We start from the raw sequence: 17,746 nt of genomic DNA on the forward strand, positions 1-17,746 counted from the left end.
TCAGCGACGAGGTTCGATCGCCGATGCTCGGGGACGTGCAGACGACATCCTACCCTGTGGGAGCGAGCCTGCTCGCGATAGCGGCTTGTCAGTCAATATTTTTTTGCCTGATACACCGCTATCGCGAGCAGGCCCACTCCTACAGGGGATTCGGTTTACAGTGGGATTCTTCGGTAGCAGGGACTAAGGTTGATGACGCAATTCTACGATGCACGGGGCAATATCTATGGGGTGATTGCGCCGCAGGCATTGCGCGACGCGGGCATTGTTTTGCCCGTCAGCGCCACTGAATGCGCCTCTGCGCGTCACTCTTGGAGCGCAGCGGCAATCAAACTCTGCTGCGACTGGCCCGAAGACCAACGCCCGGCAAACAGCAAGTCCCACCGCAGTGACGGCCTGCTGATCGGCCCGTTCCAGACGTCGCCGCCATTCGACGTGCTGATCGTCAACACCGACGGCACGCTCGCCGAGCGCAGTGGCAATGGCCTGACGATTTTCTCGCAGGCGCTGACCGAGCAAGGCTTGATGCCAGAGGAGGGTGCTTTGTTGCGCGTGCATCACGACAAGGGTTACGCCGTGGAGACCTCGGCGAAACCGGCTGAAGTCGAAGGTGTTAAAGGCTTCTGGCTCGATCTCGGCCAACCGCGATTTGGACCGGATGCGGTCGGTGCGCAGACTGTTCAAGGCATTGAGTTCAATGCTCGCGACGTGAGCCACGTCCAGCCCTTGGCACAACTTGATTCCGACTGGGCGCATAGCCAATTCGTGCGCATTGGCAATCCGCATTGCGTAACGCTGCTCCGCGATGTATCTACTTTGCCGAGCAACGAGCAAATGCGTGAATCACCCCTGAACGAAGGCCTGACCGAAATCGCCTACGCCATGCCCACCGGTGCCGGAGATCCATGCCCGGCAGGTGTCAATCTGCAATGGGCGGTGCTGGAATCACCACAGAAAATCCTCGCGCGAGTATTTGAACGCGGCGAAGGGCCGACGGCGTCCTCCGGCACCAGTGCCAGTGCCGTGGCATCGGCGGCTTGGCGGGTGGGTTGGGTCGAGGCGGGAGAAGTGCAGGTGGTCATGCCCGGCGGCACGGCGCCGATTTTGCTCGAAGAAGCAGAGGGTGAATTGCGGCGGGTCAGGTTGTTTGGTACGGCGCGGTTGATGGGCTGAATTCAAAGACCCTATCGCTGGCAAGCCAGGCTCCCACAGGGTTTTGTGGTGAACACCTCATTTGTGTACGCCACTGAACCCTTGTAGGAGTGAGCCTGCTCGCGATAGCGGTAGATCAGACAACATCTTTATTGAATGCCAGTGCGCTATCGCGAGCTGGCTCACTCCTACATTGGATCTGCGGTGCGCCACAGATCCTTGTGGGAGCTGGCTTGCCAGCGATGGGGCCATCAGCCCCGCCGCAGATCTCAGCTCAGCTCAGTTCACCACTGAACTCCACCACCGGCATCTGCCGCTTCATCAACACCTTGCCGCCGCGAATCGAGTACAACGGCAAGCCCTGACTGCGGATCACCTCGTAATCACTGTCTGCCGAGAGAATCAGCAGATTCGCCGGACGCCCCTGTTCCAGACCATAACGCTCACCCAGGTGCATGGCTTTGGCGCTGTTATCCGTGACCAGGTCCAGCGCACTTTGCAGGTTGCGGTAACCGAGCATGTGGCAGATGTGCAGCCCGGCCTCAAGCACGCGCAGGATGTTGCCGTTGCCCAGCGGATACCACGGGTCGACGATGGAATCCTGGCCGAAACAGACGTTCATGCCGGCTTCGAGCAATTCATTCACACGGGTCACGCCCCGGCGTTTCGGGAAGTTGTCGAAACGCCCTTGCAGGTGAATGCTCTCGGTGGGGCAGGAGACAAAACTGATCCCGGAGTGGCCGAGCAGACGGAACAGTTTGGCGCAATAAGCGTTGTCGTAAGAACCCATCGCCGTGGTGTGGCTGGCGGTGACGAGGGCGCCCATGTCGCGGCTGCGTGCTTCTTCGGCGAGGACTTCAAGAAAGCGTGAATGCGGGTCGTCGGTTTCGTCGCAATGCACGTCGACCAGGCAACCGGTGCGCTCGGCCAGGTCCATCAGGAACTTCACCGAACTCACACCTTGATCGCGGGTGTACTCGAAATGCGGAATGCCGCCAACCACGTCCGCGCCCATGCGGATCGACTCTTCCATCAACTCGCGACCGTTGCGGAACGACTCGATGCCTTCCTGCGGAAACGCGACGATTTGCAGATCGATGAGGTGGCGGCTTTCCTCGCGCACTTCGAGCATGGCTTTGAGCGCGGTAAGTTGCGGGTCGGTGACGTCGACGTGGGTGCGCACGTGCTGGATGCCGTGCGCGGCCAAGGCTTGAATGGTTTTCTTGGCGCGGGTCTTGGTGTCTTCTTCGGTGATGGTGACCTTGCGCTCGCCCCAGCACTCGATGCCTTCGAACAGCGTGCCGCTCATGTTCCAGCGCGGCTCGCCGGCGGTGAGGGTGGCGTCGAGGTGAATGTGCGGTTCGACGAAGGGCGGCACCACCAGATTGCCGCCGGCGTCGAGGTCATCCGGGCCGAGAGTGGGCGCTTCGGTCTGCCGGGCGATGCTGCGGATCAGGCCGTCTTCGAGGTGTAATTCGTGCAAACCTTCCTGGTTGCGCAAACGGGCGTTGATGATGTGCATCAGGCGAATCCTTTTTATAGGTCTTGTAGTGGCGCGCTCGCGCTGCGAGCGCCGAGCACGCCGGTGACGATGACATACGTTAGCGCGGCAGCGGCGATCCCTACCAGTGGCGCGACCCAAGGCGAGCTGAACGCGGCGACAGTGCCGACCGCATAGGCCCCGAGGCCCGGCCAGTTGAACGCCGGCAACCGTGCGTCGGCCAGACGCGGATAGTGCCCGCGCCAACGGAAGAAAAAGTCCGCCATGATCACCCCGCCAATCGGTGGAATCACCGTGCCGAGCAGAATCAGGTAAGGCACCAGCATGTCGTACATGCCCAGCAGTGCGAGCAGAGTGCCGATCACCGCACCGGCGAGGGTCACGGTTTTGCGCCGGCCGGTGCGCAGCAGATTGCAACCGGCGACGGCGAAGTTGTAGATGGTGTTGTCCTGGGTGCTCCAGATGTTCAGCAACAGCATGGCCATCGCCGCCATGGCGAAACCTTGCAACAGCAGCACTTCAACCACGTCGGGTTGTTGGTAAACGATGGCGCCGTAAGCGCCGATCAATACCATCAGGCCGTTGCCGATGAAGAAACCGATCAGGCTGGCCAGCACCGCCACCCGGGCCGAGCGCGAGAAGCGTGTCCAGTTGGTCGCCTGCGTTGCGCCGCTGACGAAGGTGCCGAATACCAGCGTAATGGCCGTCGACCAGTCCAGCGAACCGCTTGGCACAACGCTGAGCAAACCCTCGAATCCTCCGACTTTCACCGTCGCCACCCACATCGACAGCATCAGCAGCAACATCATTGCCGGCACCGCGATGTACGAGAGGATCTCCAGTCCGCGATAACCGACGTAGGCTGTGGCGCAGAACAGCAGACCGAACAGCACCATCAGGCCGAGCACCGTACTTTCGTCGAGATTGAAATATTTACCGATCACGACGGCAGCCGTCGCCGTGCCCCAGGCGTACCAGCCGATCTGGGTGAAACCGAGGATCAGGTCGCTGAGCTTGCTGCCGACTTCGCCGAAGCAGAAACGGCCCATCAACACCGAATTGAGGCCGCTCTTGAAAGCGATGTAACCCAGGCCTGCCGCGTACAAACCCAGCAGCAGATTACCGACGATGATCACCGCCATCATCTCGCCGAAACTGAACGCCACGCCGAGCTTGCCGCCGGCAAACATGGTTGCGGTGAAAAACGTGAAGCCCAGTAACACCATCGCCGTGGAGGCCAGGCCTTTGCGCGCATGCATGGGGACTTCGCTGAGGGGGTAATCGTTGCCGGGATCGTTCTGCGTCATGGGGCGGTCCTTGCTGGAATAGAGGAGACGCTGGGGAGGGTTGCAGTGGTCGTGCCAAATGCCGGATGGCGCGGGTTATGTATAGACGAGTCGCGTCGGCAAGCGCGAAAACAGTGCACCTGAATACACCGGAGCCCCAATGTAGGAGCTGCCGAAGGCTGCGATCTTTTGATCTTGTTTTTGATCGTTCCCACGCAGAGCGTGGGAACGATCAAGGTCAGAGGAAGCGCAGCAGGGCGGCGACGATGGCTTCGGGGGCGTCTTCCTGGACGAGGTGGCCGGCGTTGGCAATCGGGTGGAATTGTGATCCCGGGATCATTTGATGTAACGCTCGGCCACGCTCGATGGGGATCCACTGGTCCTCTTCGCCCCAGAGAATCTGCACCGGACAGCGGATCGTCGGGTACAGGCTTTCTGCTTCACGGGTATAGCGCTCGTCCATCTGTGCAATCTGCCGATAGAACGCCGCTTGCCCGGGATCGCCGAGCCACGGCTGCACGTAGGGTGCGATTTCGTCGTCGGGGATATCGCGGTGAATTGCCCCGCGAATATAGGTCGGCACGATGGCGCGCTGGATGTAGTCGGGCAGGCCACTGAACGCCGCTTCATGCAGGCGCACATGTTGCACAAATGGCGAACCCCAGGGCGTCAGGGCCACAGGGTCGATGAGTGTCAGGCTGCGATAATCCTTGCCGTTGAGCAGATGCGCACGCAACACGGTCGCGCCGCCGAAGTCGTGGGCGACGACGTCGGGGTTTGCAATATTCCAATGGTCGAGCAACTGCGCCAACAGTTGGTTTTGCACGCCGAGAGAGACATCGGCGTCAGGTTGCTCGGAGCGCCCGTAGCCCAGCAGGTCGAAGTAATGCACGCGATGCGTGGCGAAAAAGTGCGGCGCGATCCGGTGCCACACGTATGACGAAAACGGCGTGCCATGCACGAACACCAGCGGCGGGCCGTCGCCGCGTATGGCGTAATGAACGGGATGCCCGTTGAAGTCAAAGACCTGATCCAGCAGCCAGTCTGTCATGGGCCTGTCCTCTTGGCGGGTGGGAGCCAAAAAGCATAGGCGTAAAAAAACAGCCTCGCGGGCTGTTCTCTATTTCCCAGACAAAACACCAATCCCCCTGTAGGAGCCTTCGGCAGCTCCTACGAGGGAGATCTACGTCAGGTTATTCACCGCGATAGATGCAACCGCTGGTGCACGTCTCGTGAATACGGATCGCGCTCAGTTCCGGCAACAACGGCTTCATTTCATTCCAGATGAATTTGGCCAGCACTTCGCTGGTCGGGTTTTCCAGACCGGGAATGTCGTTCAGGTAGTTGTGATCGAGACGCTCGTACAGCGGCTTGAAGATCGCTTTGATTTCAGAGAAATCGCGGATCCAGCCGGTGTGCGGATCGAGGTCGCCGCTGAGGTGAAGCGCCACTTTGAACGAGTGACCGTGCAGACGCCCGCACTTGTGGCCGTCCGGGACGTGCGGCAGGCGGTGGGCGGATTCGAAAGTAAACTCTTTGAAGATTTCCACGGTATTTTCGGCTCTGTTCAGATGGCGTTCGCCGCAGCGATTCGGGCAGGCGGCGAGTTTACCAGCTTGTCTTTGGCCGTGCTGACTAAAGGGTCAGCAAGCGCTCGGCGAGGCGACCATTGGCAGTCAGTTCAAGGAACTCATCGCCGAGGCGACGGCTCTCGTCCATCGCTGCGTGCCAGTATTTCTGCCGGCTCGGCGCATCGCCCATGAAGCGTTTGAAATCATTACGATCGGGGAGTTTGCCGTAGGGCAGGCGCGCCAGATATTCCTTCGAAGGCGCGAGCAGCAGCACGTCCTGCAAGCGCTCCACCGAGGCCTTGCGCCATGGCAGGGTCTTGTCGAACCAGCCGGGAATCACCCGATCAGTGAAGTGCGGATAAAGCACGATGCCGTCGCCGCTGTAGGGCAGGTCAAGGTGATAGTCGAGCAGGCCACCGTCGCGGAACGTCCCGGCACCGGCGCCCGGCAGGTCGCGTACGCCTTCCATGACCATCGGGATCGATCCCGACGCCAACAAGGCCTGACGCAGATTGCCGGCATTCAGGGCGACAAAGCGCGACGGGAAATCGTTCAGCGCATTGACCGGCGGGGCGAGGCGTGGGTCGTGGATGATCAGTCGTTCGAAGTGCCGCGACAGCCGCGCGCGACCGCGCAGGTTGTCGGCAATCACCGAGCCCAGTGCCAGACCCAGTCGGCCGCGATGGTCATCGGCCAGACGCCCCTGACTTTTCACCACCATGATGTTCAGCCGGTAATGCGCGTTGTCGAGGATGCTCGCGTCGCGACCGTCGAGCAGGTCGTTGAGCATGCGCTGCGAACTCTGGCTGATCTCGGCCATGGTCACGCCTTTGTTGAAATTCTGCTCGGCGTACAGATGACCGAGGCGGCGAATGCCTTCGGCGGCGTCCGGCAGGCAGGCGCTGGCGAAGCGCCAGGAACCGACCGAGGCGCCGATCAGCGAACGCTCACGCGGTGCACTCGGCAGCCATTCACCGAACAACGCCAGATCCAGTCCCTGAATGCCCAACGCCTTCGGTCCACCGGCCGCGCCGGGCAGGGTGCCGACGTCGGCGGCGTTCAGGCCTTGGGCACGAATGCGCGCCATGGCACGTGGGCCGGCCTTGAGGGTGAGGGCGGGGAATTTGATGTGGATGGCGGTCATACCGGTCTCGATCGTTAGCAAGCGAACAATTATAAGCACATGTTACAAAATCCTGTAGGAGCTGCCGCAGCCTGCGGCAGCTCCTACACGGGGGCATGTGTTGAGCTGGGGCAATGATGGCAATTCAGTTTCAGTTAAGTTCATCTCGCTAAGGTGCCCACCGTAAGCAACACATAAAAATACGGAGACCCCATGAAAACCCTGACTGCCCTGTCCGTTGCCGCGATCATCGGCTTCACCGCCAACCTCGCCCACGCCCGCGATCTCGGCCCCGACGAAGCCCTGCGTCTGCGCGACGCTGGTACTATCGTCTCCTTCGAGAAGCTCAACGCCACGGCGCTGGAAAAACACCCGGGTTCGACGATCACCGATACCGAGCTGGAAGAGCAGTACGGCAAGTACATCTACCAGATCGAAATGCGTGATCCGCAGGGGCTGGAGTGGGATCTGGAATTAGACGCGGTGACTGGGCAGGTTCTCAAGGATCATCAGGATACGTAATGAAGGTTAATGTTCGCGCCACCCGCCGTACGGCGTTGGCGCTGGTGATGTGTTGCTCGACGGCGATGGCTCGCGACCTCGGTCCGGACGAGGCGCTTGATCTGCGCAAGCAGGGCGTGATCCTGCCGCTGGAGCAAGTGCTGCAGCAGGCAATGGACCGCTATCCCGGCGCGAAACTGCTGGAAGTCGAGCTGGAAGAAAAACACGACGTCTACATTTATGAAGTCGAGTTGCTGACCGTCGAAGGTGTCGCCCGTGAGCTGCACTTGAAGGCTGATACCGGTGAACTTGTGAAAGACAAGGAAGATTGATCGATGCGTTTGCTATTGGTGGAAGACCACGTACCGTTGGCTGACGAATTGCTCTCCAGCCTGCAACGGCAGGGCTATGCGGTCGATTGGCTGGCGGACGGTCGTGATGCGCTGTATCAGGGCAGCAGCGAACCGTATGACCTGATCATTCTCGACCTCGGCCTGCCGGGCGTGCCGGGGCTTGAAGTGCTGGCGCAGTGGCGCGCCGGCGGTCTGGCGATTCCGGTGCTGATCCTCACGGCGCGCGATTCCTGGGCCGAGCGCATCGAAGGCCTGAAGGCCGGCGCTGACGATTACCTGACCAAACCGTTCCACCCCGAAGAGTTGCAGTTGCGCATTCAATCGCTGCTGCGTCGCTCCAAAGGCCAGGCCAATCAACCCACATTGCAGGCGGCCGGTCTGCATCTGGACGAAGGTCGCCAATGCGTGGTGCGCGACGGCGCCGACATTCAATTGACCGCCGCCGAATTCCGCCTGCTGCGCTATTTCATGCTGCACCCGGAGCAGATCCTCTCCAAAAGCCACCTCGCCGAACACCTCTACGACGGTGAAACCGAGCGCGATTCCAACGTCCTCGAAGTGCACGTCAATCACCTGCGGCGCAAGCTCGGCAAAAGTGTGATCGAAACCCGTCGAGGTCAGGGTTACCTGTTCGGCGGGCAAGCTTCGTGAGGTCGATCCAACGCCGCTTGAGCCTGGGTTTGATCAGCGTGATGGTGGTCGTCGGTGTGGTGGTGGCGCAAACCAGTCTGTGGTTGTTCGAAGTGGGTTTGCAGCGCTATCTCGAAGCCGGTCTGCGCAACGACAGCGAAAGTCTGCTGGTGGCATTGGTGCGCGGGCCGCAAGGCCTGCAACTGGATGAGCGGCATTTGTCGCCAGCTTATCAGCGGCCGTTTTCCGGGCACTATTTCCGCATTGATTTTGCCGACAGCCATTGGCGTTCGCGTTCGTTGTGGGATCAGGATCTGCCGCTGCTCGACCATCCCGGGCTGCACAGCAATCTGCAACTGGGGCCTGACGGTCAGCAATTGCTGGTGCTGCGTTCGGACTATCGACGCCTGGGCCAATCGATTTCGATCAGCGTCGCGCAGGATTACACGCCGGTGCGCGAGAGCTTTCAGCGCATGCGCCAGATCGGCCTGGGCCTGGGTCTGGCGGCATTGCTGTTGATTCTGCTGCTGCAACGGCTGACCGTGCGTCGCGCCTTGAAACCACTGGAAAAGGCCCGCGAGCAGATTGCGCAATTGCAGCAGGGCCAGCGTTCACAACTCGATGAACAGGTGCCGGTGGAACTGGAACCGCTGGTGGCGCAGATCAACCATTTGTTGGCGCACACCGAAGACAGCCTCAAGCGCTCGCGCAATGCCTTGGGCAATCTCGGGCACGCCTTGAAAACGCCGTTGGCGGTGCTGTTGAGCCTGGCGTCCAGCGAAAAACTCGATGCGCATCCCGAGTTGCGCAAGGTCCTCAAGGAACAACTGGAGCAGGTGCAGCAACGGCTTAATCGCGAGTTGAACCGTGCGCGGCTCTCCGGTGATGCGTTGCCAGGTGCGCTGTTTGATTGCGATGCGGAACTGCCGGGATTGCTGGCGACCCTGAACATGATTCACGGCGAGCATCTGGCCTTGAGTTATGTCGCGCCGGCGGGATTGCAACTGCCGTGGGATCGTGAGGATTTGCTCGAGTTGCTCGGCAATCTGTTGGACAACGCTTGCAAGTGGGCGGATGCCGAAGTGCGCCTGAGTGTGATCGAGCGTACGGACGGCTTTGCCCTGAGCGTGGAAGATGACGGTCCGGGGATTCCCGAAGAACAGCGCGCCGAGGTATTCAGCCGGGGCACGCGGCTGGATGAGCAGACCCACGGGCATGGCCTGGGGCTGGGGATTGTCCGCGATATTGTCGAGACCTGGGGTGGTTTGCTGGTGTTGGGCGAGAGTGAGTGGGGCGGGTTGAAGGTGGTAATCGAGTTGCCTCGGCGGTGAGCCTTTAGAAGCCCCTCACCCTAACCCTCTCCCGGAGGGAGAGGGGACTGACCGAGGTGTTTGTTCGAGGTACGCCGACGTGAGATACCGAGTCGAAGTCGGGTTTTGAAAGCCTTCCGGTGACATGAGATACCGAGTCGAAGTCGGGTTTTGAAAGCCTCTGGTGACATGGATACCGAGTCGAACTCGGGTTTTGAAAGCTTCCCCATGACCTGAAATGCCGAGTCGAACTCAGGTTTTGAATGACATGGAGATCGGCTCCCTTTCCCCCTCGCCCCCCTTGGGGGGAGAGGGCTGGGGTGAGGGGGGAATCTCACTGACACCCCACAACCTGCGAATCAAACCCGAAACTGATCCATTAAACTCTGCTGCTGATTCGCCAGACTATTGAGCGACTGACTCACCCGCGCCGACTCATTCGCCTGCCCGGACAACGACTCGGTCACATCGCGAATCGTCGCCACGTTGTTATTGATCTCCTCGGCCACCGCACTTTGCTCTTCCGCCGCACTGGCAATCTGCAGGTTCATGTCGCTGATCACCGTGACCGCATCGCCGATCTGGCGCAGCGCCGTCACAGCCTGGCCAACCTGCTCGACACTGCCCTGAGCCTGACGATGGCTGTTGCCCATCGAACCAACCACATCTTGCGTACCGGTTTGCAGTTGCTCGATGACCTGACGGGTCTCTTCCACCGACTCTTGTGTGCGGCGGGCGAGGTTGCGGACTTCGTCGGCTACCACGGCAAAACCGCGTCCGGCCTCACCGGCGCGCGCCGCTTCGATCGCGGCATTAAGCGCGAGCAAGTTAGTCTGCTCGGCAATCGCACGAATGGTTTCCAGCACGGCGCCGATCTTCTCGCTGTTGGCGGCCAGGCCTTCGACTTGCATCATGGCTGCGCTCATGTCGGCGGCGAGGGTGTCGATGCTGGCGGTGGTGCGGTCGATCACGGTCAGGCCCTGACGGGTCGCGCGATCAGCATCCTTGGCGGCTTCGGCAGCCTGCGCGGCGCTGCGGGCGACGTCTTGCGCGGTGGCGCTCATTTCGTGGGAGGCAGTGGCAACCTGATCGACCTGGCGGTATTGCTGCTCCATGCCGGCGCTGGTTTGCGTGGCGATGGCCGAAGACTGGTCGGCGGTGTTGCGCGCGTCCTGCACCGAGCGTTTCACCTCGGCAATGATCGGCTGCAACTTGTCGAGGAACTTGTTGAACCAACCGGCCAGTTGCCCGAGTTCGTCCTTTTTGTCATAGGCCAGACGGCGGGTCAGATCGCCTTCGCCGCTGGCGATGTCTTCAAGCATGTGCGCCACGCCGAGGATCGGCTTGGTCACGCTGCGCGCCATCAGCCACACCAGCAGCAAGCCGATCAACGCGGCCAGCACGCCGAGGCTCAATTCGATCAGCGTGCCGGAGTTGTTGCTCGCGTCCAGTTGTTGCTTGAGCGCTTCGGCGCGGCTGACCAGGACTTTCTCTGGCACATCCAGCAGCACGCCCCACGACGGACCCCCGGGAATCGGTTGAAATGGCGACAGCACTTTCAACTGGCCGTTGCTGTGCAGGCTGCTGACGCTTGTGCTGGAGGCGAGCTTGCTGAGCAACTCGGCGCCGCTGGTTTTATCCACCGCATCCAGACGCTGGCTGAGTTTGCCGGCATCCGGGCTGTAACCGGCGAGCAGGCCGGCGGGGCTGATGATGCTCACGGCGGTCTGGCCGTCGTAGAGCTTTTTGCTCGCGCCCTGACTGATGGCTTGCAGGCTGTTGAGGTTGATGTCGACCGACAGCGAGGCGATGACTTTGCCGTTGACCATCAGCGGGAAGACGATGCTGGTCATCAGCACGTTTTGCCCGTCGATCACATAGAAGTACGGTTCGATCACGCACGGCTTGAGCGTGGCGCGCGGGCAGGTGAACCAGGCGTTGGCCGCTTGACCGCTGGGACCGGTGCTGGTGTCGGCCATGTCGCTTTCCGGCAGGGCCATCGAGGTGACTTTGCCCGGCGTTGGTTGCGACCAGTACAGAGCGAAACGGCCCTTGTCGTTGCTGCCCAGTTCAGCCTGGCCGGCGAACAGTTCGTCTTTGCCGTCCAGTGCGTTGGCTTCGAACACCAGCGATAGGCCGAGCAGGTCCGGGTTGGCTTGCAGCGCCGATTTGACCTGACGGGTCATGTCTTCACGCAGATCGAAAGCATCGAGGAAGCGCTTCTCGGCCTGTTCGCGCAGGAACAGCACCTGCCGCGAGAAACCGTGGCCGTACTGATAGGCGTCCATGAATTGCTGGCGAATGCCGGCAGCCTGCACTTCACCTTGCGACTCGATGCGCGCTTGCGCCGACTCGGTGAGCATCTCCATGCTCGAAGCTTTCACCAGTTCAGAACTGTGCTCCATGCGATACAGCGAAAGACCCACCAACAGGGTCACGATACCGGCCAGGCAGAGGCCGGCGAGCAGGGTGATTTTCCATTGGATGGAAAGTTGTCTGAGCGACATGGAGACGTCCTTATTCGATAAATATCTGAGACTTTGCACTGTAACGGCCGCGTTTCGGCTTTCTTTATCCTTGAAACACAATATGACCGATTGCCGCAGCCGAAATCGCCCACTCGCTTTGACACTGCGGCCACTCTGCGGCACAGTGCGCGCCCTTCTAATAAGACCCTCTTTGCAAATCCGCCGGTGAACCGTTGGCGGACTCATTCTGTCTGGCGGTCGGTTTTCCACCGCAGTGTTTTTCGAGGAAGTGAAATGAATGCAGTCATAGCGGCAGTCGGCGTCATGCTGATTCTCAGCCTGTCCCGCGTGCACGTAGTGATCGCCTTGATCGTTGGCGCGCTGGTCGGCGGCCTGACCGGTGGCCTGGGCATCGACGCCACGCTCAAGGCGTTCAACAGCGGCCTGGGCGGCGGGGCGACGGTGGCGTTGTCCTACGCGTTGCTCGGCGCTTTCGCCGTGGCGATTGCCAAGTCGGGCCTGGCCCATGCCCTGGCTGACAAGGCGCTGGCGATGGTTGATCGCCAGCATGCGACCGGCGGTGGCAGCGTCAAATGGCTGCTGATCGGCTTGCTGTGGGTCGTGGCGATCGCTTCGCAGAACATCCTGCCGATCCACATCGCGTTCATTCCGCTACTGGTGCCGCCACTTCTCTATGTACTGACCAAGCTGCAACTCGATCGCCGCTTGATCGCCTGCGTCATGACCTTCGGTCTGATCACGCCGTACATGTTCCTGCCGGTGGGCTTCGGCAACATCTTCCTCAATGAAATCCTGCTGGCCAACGTTGCCCGTAGCGGTGTTGATATCAGCGGCATCAATGTCACCCACGCCATGGGCATTCCGGCGCTGGGCATGGTATTCGGCCTGGTGATGGCGTTCATCACTTATCGCAAGCGGCGCGTATACGACCTGGCGAAGATTGAGCAGGTCGAGCAAGTGGCGGTGCAGTACAACCCGCTGAGCCTGATGATTGCCGGTGTGGCGATTGCCGCTGCGTTCATCGTGCAACTGCTGCTGGACTCGATGATTATCGGGGCGCTGGTCGGTTTCCTGATCTTCTCGGTGTCGGGCATTGTGAAATGGCGCGAGACCGATGACCTCTTCACCGAGGGCATGAAGATGATGGCGATGATCGGCTTCATCATGATCGCCGCCTCCGGGTTTGCCGAGGTGATGAAGGCCACCGGTGAGGTACAGACCCTGGTCGAGTCGTCGGCGTCGTGGATCAATCACAGCAAGGGCATCGGCGCGTTGTTGATGCTGCTGGTCGGGTTGCTGGTAACCATGGGGATTGGTTCGTCGTTTTCCACGGTGCCTATTCTGGCGGCGATTTTCGTGCCGCTGTGCGTGCAACTGGGCTTCAGCCCGATCGCTATCGTGTGCATCGTCGGTACCGCTGGTGCTTTGGGCGACGCCGGCTCGCCGGCCTCGGACTCGACGCTGGGCCCGACCTCCGGTCTGAACATCGACGGCCAGCATCACCACATCTGGGACACCGTGGTGCCGACGTTCCTGCACTACAACCTGCCGCTGCTGGCGTTCGGCTGGGTGGCCGCGATGGTTCTCTGAACCCCTGAAACCTGTGGGAGCTGGCTTGCCAGCGATGGCGTCGGCACATTCAATATTTATGTGTCAGACACACCGCCATCGCGGGCAAGCCCGCTCCCACAGGTAGATGCAATGTCTGCAGACTCAACTTTTGTGATGGCGTGCCGTTAAAGCCTTTAACCACGCCAATAAAACCAAAAGAGTGAGCTCCCACAATGCGCCTGAGCCTCAAGGCTAAAGTCCTGTCCCTCGCCGTTCTCCCGGTGTTGCTCTTTGCCCTGGTCATCAGCCTGACCACGCTGTTCATCCTTCAGGAACAGGCGCACAAAGAGGTCGAACAGACCCGCGAACGCCTGCTCGGCGATGCCAAAGCCACCCTGCAAAGTTACGTCGCCGTGGCCATGACCACGATCAAGCCGCTGTACGACGCGGCCGCGCCGGGTGATAACGAGGCACGCGCCCAGGCGATCAAACTGCTCTCCGGCATTCGCTACGGCAAGGACGGCTACTTCTTCGGCTACGACTCCGAGACCGTGCGCCTGTTCAAGGCCAACGACCCCGAAGGCGTGGGCAAAAGCTTTAAAGACAACCGCGACCCGAACGGCGTTTACGTCAACCTCGGCCTGGTGAAAGTGGCGAAGGACGGTACGCACTATCTGCAATACAGCTCGCCGTTGCCGGGTAATGCCAAGGTGTTGGTACCGAAACTCGGTTACACCGAATACCTGGCCAAGTGGGACATGGCGGTCGGTACCTCGGTCAACCTCGACGGCATCGAAGCGCAAGTCGCACAGGTCGAAGCGCAAGTGCAGGAGCGTATGCAAGGCGTGGTGCTGAGCATCGTCGGCGTGGCGGTGGTGGTGCTGCTGGTGATCGCGGCGGCGGGGATGTTGCTGGCCAATACCATTTTGCGTCCGTTGACCCTGATGAAAGCCAACCTCGATGACATTGCAGCGGGCGAGGGCGATCTGACCCGTCGCCTGAACATCACCAGCCAGGATGAACTCGGCGAACTGGCCGGCTCGTTCAACCGCTTCGTCGACAAGATCCATGGTCTGGTGCGGCAGATCACCGAGATGACCACGCAACTGACCGGGCTGGTCACCCAAGTGTCGGATCAGGCCCAGCGCTCCGATCAGGCGATGGAGCGTCAGCGTCACGAAACCGATCAGGTCGCCACGGCGATCAATGAAATGTCCGCCGCCGCGCAGGAAGTAGCGAAGAGCGCGCAGAACGCTGCCGTCGCCGCCCAGCAGACCGACGAAGAAGGCCAGAGCGCCAAGCGTGTGGTGGCCGGCAGCATCAAGCAGATTCATGCGCTGGTCGATGACATTCGCAGCAGCGGCGTGTCGCTCGACAGCCTGCAACAAGACGTGACCTCGATTGTTGGCGTGCTCGGAGTGATTCGTTCGATTGCCGAACAGACCAACCTGTTGGCGCTGAACGCGGCGATTGAGGCGGCGCGGGCTGGTGAAGCCGGGCGCGGCTTTGCTGTGGTGGCGGATGAGGTGCGGGCATTGGCCAGTCGCACGCAGATCAGCACCCAGGAAATTCAGGGCATGATCGATCGCTTGCAGGCGGGTACGCAGTCGGCGGTCGAGGCGATGCGCCGTTCCAGCGAGGCGGGTGACGGCACTTCACAGCAGGCTAATCAGGCCGGGGCGTCGCTGGATGCCATGGCCGAGCTGATCGCGACGATCAACTCGATGAACGCGCAGATTGCCAGTGCGGCGGAAGAGCAGACGGCGGTGGCCGAAGAGATCAACCGCAGCGTGCACCAGATTGCGGTGGCGGTGGACAGCGTGGCCGATGAAACGCAGTTGGGTGCACAGACTTCGCGCAGTCTGGCGGAGCTGGGGCAGCGCCTTGGCAAACTCGTCGGCCAGTTCCGTATTTGACCGCTTGAAAAGCCCCTCACCCTAGCCCTCTCCCGGAGGGAGAGGGGACTGACCGAAGTGTCTTGCGTCATACATCGACCTGAAAGATTCAGTCGATTATGGATTCGGTAAAGCTGTTTCAGGTCGGCGTAGTTCCACAGCATCCCCCAATCAGTCCCCTCTCCCTCCGGGAGAGGGCTAGGGTGAGGGGCTCTTGATCTTCAGCCCCTCAAGGTCTATCCCAGTAGGGCACTTCACCAAAGCATTCGACGAAGAAATCAATCACCGTCCGCACCTTCACCGACAACCGCCGGCTCCCCGGCCACAACACCGCAATCTGCTGCGGCTCCAGGCTGTTCGACACCTGATATTCCCCCAGCACCGGCACCAGCGTGCCATCGCGCACGGCTTCGCCAATCAGCCAAGACGGAAACATCACCAGCCCCAAACCCTGTTCCGCGGCTTGGGTGAGGGTGTCGGCGTGGTTGCCGGTGATCGGGCCTTTCACCGAGTAGGGCGTCCAGTCCTCGCCCTCGCGGCGGAAAAACCAGCGTTGCTGGCCGGTCGCGCCTTTGTAAGCCAGGCATTGGTGTTGCGCCAGATCTTCGGGTTTCTGCGGTGTACCGTGGCGCTTGAGATACGCCGGGCTGGCCGCGACCTGAAAGCGATGCGGCGCAAGAATCCGTGCCTGCATGCTCGAGTCGTGCAACGGGCCGATGCGGAACAGCAGGTCGGCGCCTTCCTGCAATGGATCGACGTAGTGGTCGGTCTGCTGGATATCCAGTTGCAGCTTCGGATAACGCGCACACAACTTGCCCAGCCACGGCGTCAGATGCCGCTGGCCGAACACCACCGGGGCGTTGATGCGCACCAGCCCGGTGGGCTCGCTTTGCTGTTCCTGCAAGGCCTGTTCGGCTTCTTCCAGTTGCACCAGCACCAGCCGCGCGTGATGACCGAGCATGCGCCCGGCTTCGGTCGGCGTGACGGCGCGGGTGTGGCGGTAGAGCAATTGCTGGTTCAGCGCCTGCTCCATCAATTGAATCTGCCGGGAGATTGAAGAGGGCGCCACGCCTTCGCGGCGGGCGACTTCGGAAAAACTGCCGTGATCGAGAACGGCCACAAACAGCCTGAGTGCCTTGAATCCGAGTTCGTTGAGCCCGTGCATGGATGATCCTGTTGTGCGTATTGCGCAAAAGTGTTGTCCGGATGCTCCCATTTATCGCACAGCTGCGCCAGCCGATAATCCGCGCCATCGTTTACTTGAGTGGAAGGTTGTTTATGCAGACGTTGGATGAGGTGAGCGTTAGCGCGCCGGCGACGAAGTCGGGGTTGCGCTTGTTGTTGCTGCCGCTGGTGATTCTCGCGGGCATGGGCTTGTCGGTGGAGGCGGGGTTGCTCGGGCCGTTGGGCGTGCAGGTCGGGCATCTGTGGGCGACCTTGAGCATCTTTGGTGTGGGCTCGGCGATTCTGTTTTTGCTGTTGTTGTTCGCTGGCCCGCAAAAAGGCCCGGCACTGACTGATCTGCCGCGCTGGCAGTTGATTGGCGGGTTTCTGGGGCCGATGTATGTGGTGGTGCTGACCCTGGCGACGCCGCATATCGGCATTGCGATGACCATGATTGCGATTCTGTCCGGGCAGGTTGGCAAGAGTGTGTTGATTGACCATTTCGGTTGGTTCGGCGCGACGCGCAAGAAGGTCAATGCCGAGCGGTGGCTGGCGTTGGGGTTGATTGTGGTGGCTTTGGTTTTGATTGCGCGGGGGTGAGTGATGAGTCTGGTTATTTTGTTGGCGGTGGTGGTGTTGGCCGGTGCGGTGTTGAGTGTGCAGGCGGCGATCAATGGGCGTCTGGGCGAGAGCGTCGGGGTGTTGCGCAGTAGTTTGCTGACGTTTGTTGTGGGTGCGGTGTCGACCGGGTTGTTGATTTTGTTTTTTGAGCCGGCCCATGCGGTGAGTCTTTTGGATGTGCCGAAGTGGCAGTTGACCGGGGCGCTGTTTGGCGTGGTGTACATGATGGTGATGGTCGGGGCTGTGCCGGTGGTGGGGACGGCTGTGGCGACGGTGGCGGTGATTGTCGGGCAGTTGGGGATGGGGATGTTGATTGATAATTTTGGCTGGTTGGGGAATCCGGCGATTGAGCTTTCTGGTTCGCGGATTTTGGCGATGGTGTGTTTGGGGGTGGCTTTGGTGTTTATGTATAGGAGTTCGCGTCAGGCTGGGTGAGTTGGGTTTAGTTGAGTACATATCCGTTGCTGCGGTCACGGCGGCTTAGGGTTCCGCCCTTACGGCGGGTCACTTTTGACAAACGCCTCAAAAGTAACCAAAAACGCTTGCTCCTACGTGCGGCCCGCTCGCTGGGGCTCGGGGTTCCTTCGCTGCGGGATCGA

At 60.7% G+C, this 17,746-nt stretch carries 15 protein-coding genes and 3 pseudogenes; 10 read left to right on the top strand and 8 right to left on the bottom strand.

Annotation, left to right across the window (positions count from 1 at the left end):
* Nucleotides 1-192 precede the first annotated feature (192 nt).
* Nucleotides 193-1,173 carry a diaminopimelate epimerase gene (locus ACM6IN_RS07945; protein WP_414915730.1) on the top strand — a complete coding sequence of 327 codons (981 nt, stop codon included), beginning with the start codon at nt 193-195 and terminating at the stop codon, nt 1,171-1,173.
* A 253-nt stretch (nt 1,174-1,426) separates the two neighbouring features.
* Here ACM6IN_RS07945 and codA read toward each other — a convergent pair whose 3' ends face one another.
* The 5 genes from codA to ACM6IN_RS07970 all read right to left on the bottom strand — a co-directional run bounded on the left by codA (nt 1,427) and on the right by ACM6IN_RS07970 (nt 6,654).
* A complete protein-coding gene (gene codA, locus ACM6IN_RS07950) occupies nt 1,427-2,674 on the bottom strand; it encodes a cytosine deaminase (protein WP_095114259.1) in 1,248 nt (415 codons plus the stop codon).
* Nucleotides 2,675-2,688: 14 nt separating this feature from the next.
* Nucleotides 2,689-3,960 (bottom strand): cytosine permease, encoded by a 1,272-nt coding sequence (codB, locus tag ACM6IN_RS07955; protein WP_007915586.1) that lies wholly within the window; start codon nt 3,958-3,960, stop codon nt 2,689-2,691.
* A gap of 217 nt (nt 3,961-4,177) precedes the next feature.
* Nucleotides 4,178-4,990 (bottom strand): alpha/beta fold hydrolase, encoded by an 813-nt coding sequence (locus ACM6IN_RS07960; protein WP_414915731.1) that lies wholly within the window; start codon nt 4,988-4,990, stop codon nt 4,178-4,180.
* A 142-nt stretch (nt 4,991-5,132) separates the two neighbouring features.
* Nucleotides 5,133-5,489, bottom strand: coding sequence for a 6-carboxytetrahydropterin synthase QueD (gene queD, locus ACM6IN_RS07965; RefSeq protein WP_007915588.1), 357 nt, complete (start codon nt 5,487-5,489; stop codon nt 5,133-5,135).
* Nucleotides 5,490-5,574: 85 nt separating this feature from the next.
* Nucleotides 5,575-6,654 (bottom strand): patatin-like phospholipase family protein, encoded by a 1,080-nt coding sequence (locus ACM6IN_RS07970; protein WP_007915589.1) that lies wholly within the window; start codon nt 6,652-6,654, stop codon nt 5,575-5,577.
* 192 nt (nt 6,655-6,846) lie between these two features.
* On the opposite strand from ACM6IN_RS07970, the gene ACM6IN_RS07975 reads away from it, so the two are divergent.
* The 4 genes from ACM6IN_RS07975 to ACM6IN_RS07990 are packed head-to-tail and all read left to right on the top strand — an operon-like array spanning nt 6,847 to nt 9,448.
* The gene (locus tag ACM6IN_RS07975) at nt 6,847-7,155 is read left to right on the top strand and encodes a PepSY domain-containing protein (protein WP_414915732.1); all 309 of its coding nucleotides are present in this window, start codon (nt 6,847-6,849) and stop codon (nt 7,153-7,155) included.
* The gene (locus ACM6IN_RS07980; RefSeq protein WP_007915591.1) at nt 7,155-7,466 is read left to right on the top strand and encodes a PepSY domain-containing protein; all 312 of its coding nucleotides are present in this window, start codon (nt 7,155-7,157) and stop codon (nt 7,464-7,466) included. Before ACM6IN_RS07975 ends, ACM6IN_RS07980 begins: the two co-directional genes overlap by 1 nt.
* Before the next feature lie 3 nt (nt 7,467-7,469).
* Nucleotides 7,470-8,138 carry a response regulator transcription factor gene (locus ACM6IN_RS07985; protein ID WP_414915733.1) on the top strand — a complete coding sequence of 223 codons (669 nt, stop codon included), beginning with the start codon at nt 7,470-7,472 and terminating at the stop codon, nt 8,136-8,138.
* Nucleotides 8,135-9,448, top strand: coding sequence for a sensor histidine kinase (locus ACM6IN_RS07990; RefSeq protein ID WP_123376975.1), 1,314 nt, complete (start codon nt 8,135-8,137; stop codon nt 9,446-9,448). The genes ACM6IN_RS07985 and ACM6IN_RS07990 overlap by 4 nt, the downstream gene beginning before the upstream one ends.
* A 338-nt stretch (nt 9,449-9,786) precedes the next feature.
* Here ACM6IN_RS07990 and ACM6IN_RS07995 read toward each other — a convergent pair whose 3' ends face one another.
* Nucleotides 9,787-10,542: a methyl-accepting chemotaxis protein gene (locus tag ACM6IN_RS07995; RefSeq protein WP_414915738.1), complete on the bottom strand. Its 756-nt coding sequence runs from the start codon at nt 10,540-10,542 to the stop codon at nt 9,787-9,789.
* Nucleotides 10,543-10,644: 102 nt separating this feature from the next.
* Nucleotides 10,645-12,141: pseudogene (locus ACM6IN_RS08000) on the bottom strand (HAMP domain-containing protein); the annotation flags it as partial.
* A 48-nt stretch (nt 12,142-12,189) separates the two neighbouring features.
* Between ACM6IN_RS08000 and ACM6IN_RS08005 the strand changes: the two are divergent.
* From ACM6IN_RS08005 to ACM6IN_RS08015, 3 genes and pseudogenes are all read left to right on the top strand, one after another.
* A complete protein-coding gene (locus ACM6IN_RS08005; RefSeq protein WP_414915734.1) occupies nt 12,190-13,506 on the top strand; it encodes a Na+/H+ antiporter family protein in 1,317 nt (438 codons plus the stop codon).
* A 194-nt stretch (nt 13,507-13,700) separates the two neighbouring features.
* Nucleotides 13,701-14,477 (top strand): annotated as a pseudogene (locus tag ACM6IN_RS08010) (cache domain-containing protein); the annotation flags it as partial.
* Nucleotides 14,478-14,789: 312 nt separating this feature from the next.
* Nucleotides 14,790-15,383, top strand: a pseudogene (locus ACM6IN_RS08015) (methyl-accepting chemotaxis protein); the annotation flags it as partial.
* 208 nt (nt 15,384-15,591) lie between these two features.
* Here ACM6IN_RS08015 and ACM6IN_RS08020 read toward each other — a convergent pair.
* On the bottom strand, nt 15,592-16,527 hold the full coding sequence (locus ACM6IN_RS08020; protein ID WP_414915735.1) for a LysR family transcriptional regulator: 936 nt from the start codon (nt 16,525-16,527) through the stop codon (nt 15,592-15,594).
* Between the two features lie 113 nt (nt 16,528-16,640).
* Between ACM6IN_RS08020 and ACM6IN_RS08025 the strand changes: the two genes are divergently transcribed.
* Complete coding sequence (locus ACM6IN_RS08025) at nt 16,641-17,126, top strand: DMT family transporter (RefSeq protein WP_016987941.1); 486 nt, start codon at nt 16,641-16,643, stop codon at nt 17,124-17,126.
* A 3-nt stretch (nt 17,127-17,129) separates the two neighbouring features.
* Nucleotides 17,130-17,582, top strand: a complete 453-nt coding sequence (locus ACM6IN_RS08030) for a DMT family transporter (RefSeq protein WP_095114263.1) — start codon at nt 17,130-17,132, stop codon at nt 17,580-17,582.
* The last annotated feature ends 164 nt before the right edge of the window (nt 17,583-17,746 follow it).

Origin of the sequence: Pseudomonas sp. IT-P395 (genome assembly GCF_949767675.1) — a bacterium.
Lineage (GTDB): Bacteria > Pseudomonadota > Gammaproteobacteria > Pseudomonadales > Pseudomonadaceae > Aquipseudomonas.

Coding starts and splice junctions, on each gene's coding strand:
- ACM6IN_RS07945 (WP_414915730.1), top strand. CDS start 193: ATGACGCAATTCTACGATGCACGGGGCAATATCTATGGGGTGATTGCG.
- codA (WP_095114259.1), bottom strand. CDS start 2,674: ATGCACATCATCAACGCCCGTTTGCGCAACCAGGAAGGTTTGCACGAA.
- codB (WP_007915586.1), bottom strand. CDS start 3,960: ATGACGCAGAACGATCCCGGCAACGATTACCCCCTCAGCGAAGTCCCC.
- ACM6IN_RS07960 (WP_414915731.1), bottom strand. CDS start 4,990: ATGACAGACTGGCTGCTGGATCAGGTCTTTGACTTCAACGGGCATCCC.
- ACM6IN_RS07970 (WP_007915589.1), bottom strand. CDS start 6,654: ATGACCGCCATCCACATCAAATTCCCCGCCCTCACCCTCAAGGCCGGC.
- ACM6IN_RS07975 (WP_414915732.1), top strand. CDS start 6,847: ATGAAAACCCTGACTGCCCTGTCCGTTGCCGCGATCATCGGCTTCACC.
- ACM6IN_RS07980 (WP_007915591.1), top strand. CDS start 7,155: ATGAAGGTTAATGTTCGCGCCACCCGCCGTACGGCGTTGGCGCTGGTG.
- ACM6IN_RS07985 (WP_414915733.1), top strand. CDS start 7,470: ATGCGTTTGCTATTGGTGGAAGACCACGTACCGTTGGCTGACGAATTG.
- ACM6IN_RS07995 (WP_414915738.1), bottom strand. CDS start 10,542: ATGGAGCAGCAATACCGCCAGGTCGATCAGGTTGCCACTGCCTCCCAC.
- ACM6IN_RS08005 (WP_414915734.1), top strand. CDS start 12,190: ATGAATGCAGTCATAGCGGCAGTCGGCGTCATGCTGATTCTCAGCCTG.
- ACM6IN_RS08020 (WP_414915735.1), bottom strand. CDS start 16,527: ATGCACGGGCTCAACGAACTCGGATTCAAGGCACTCAGGCTGTTTGTG.
- ACM6IN_RS08025 (WP_016987941.1), top strand. CDS start 16,641: ATGCAGACGTTGGATGAGGTGAGCGTTAGCGCGCCGGCGACGAAGTCG.
- ACM6IN_RS08030 (WP_095114263.1), top strand. CDS start 17,130: ATGAGTCTGGTTATTTTGTTGGCGGTGGTGGTGTTGGCCGGTGCGGTG.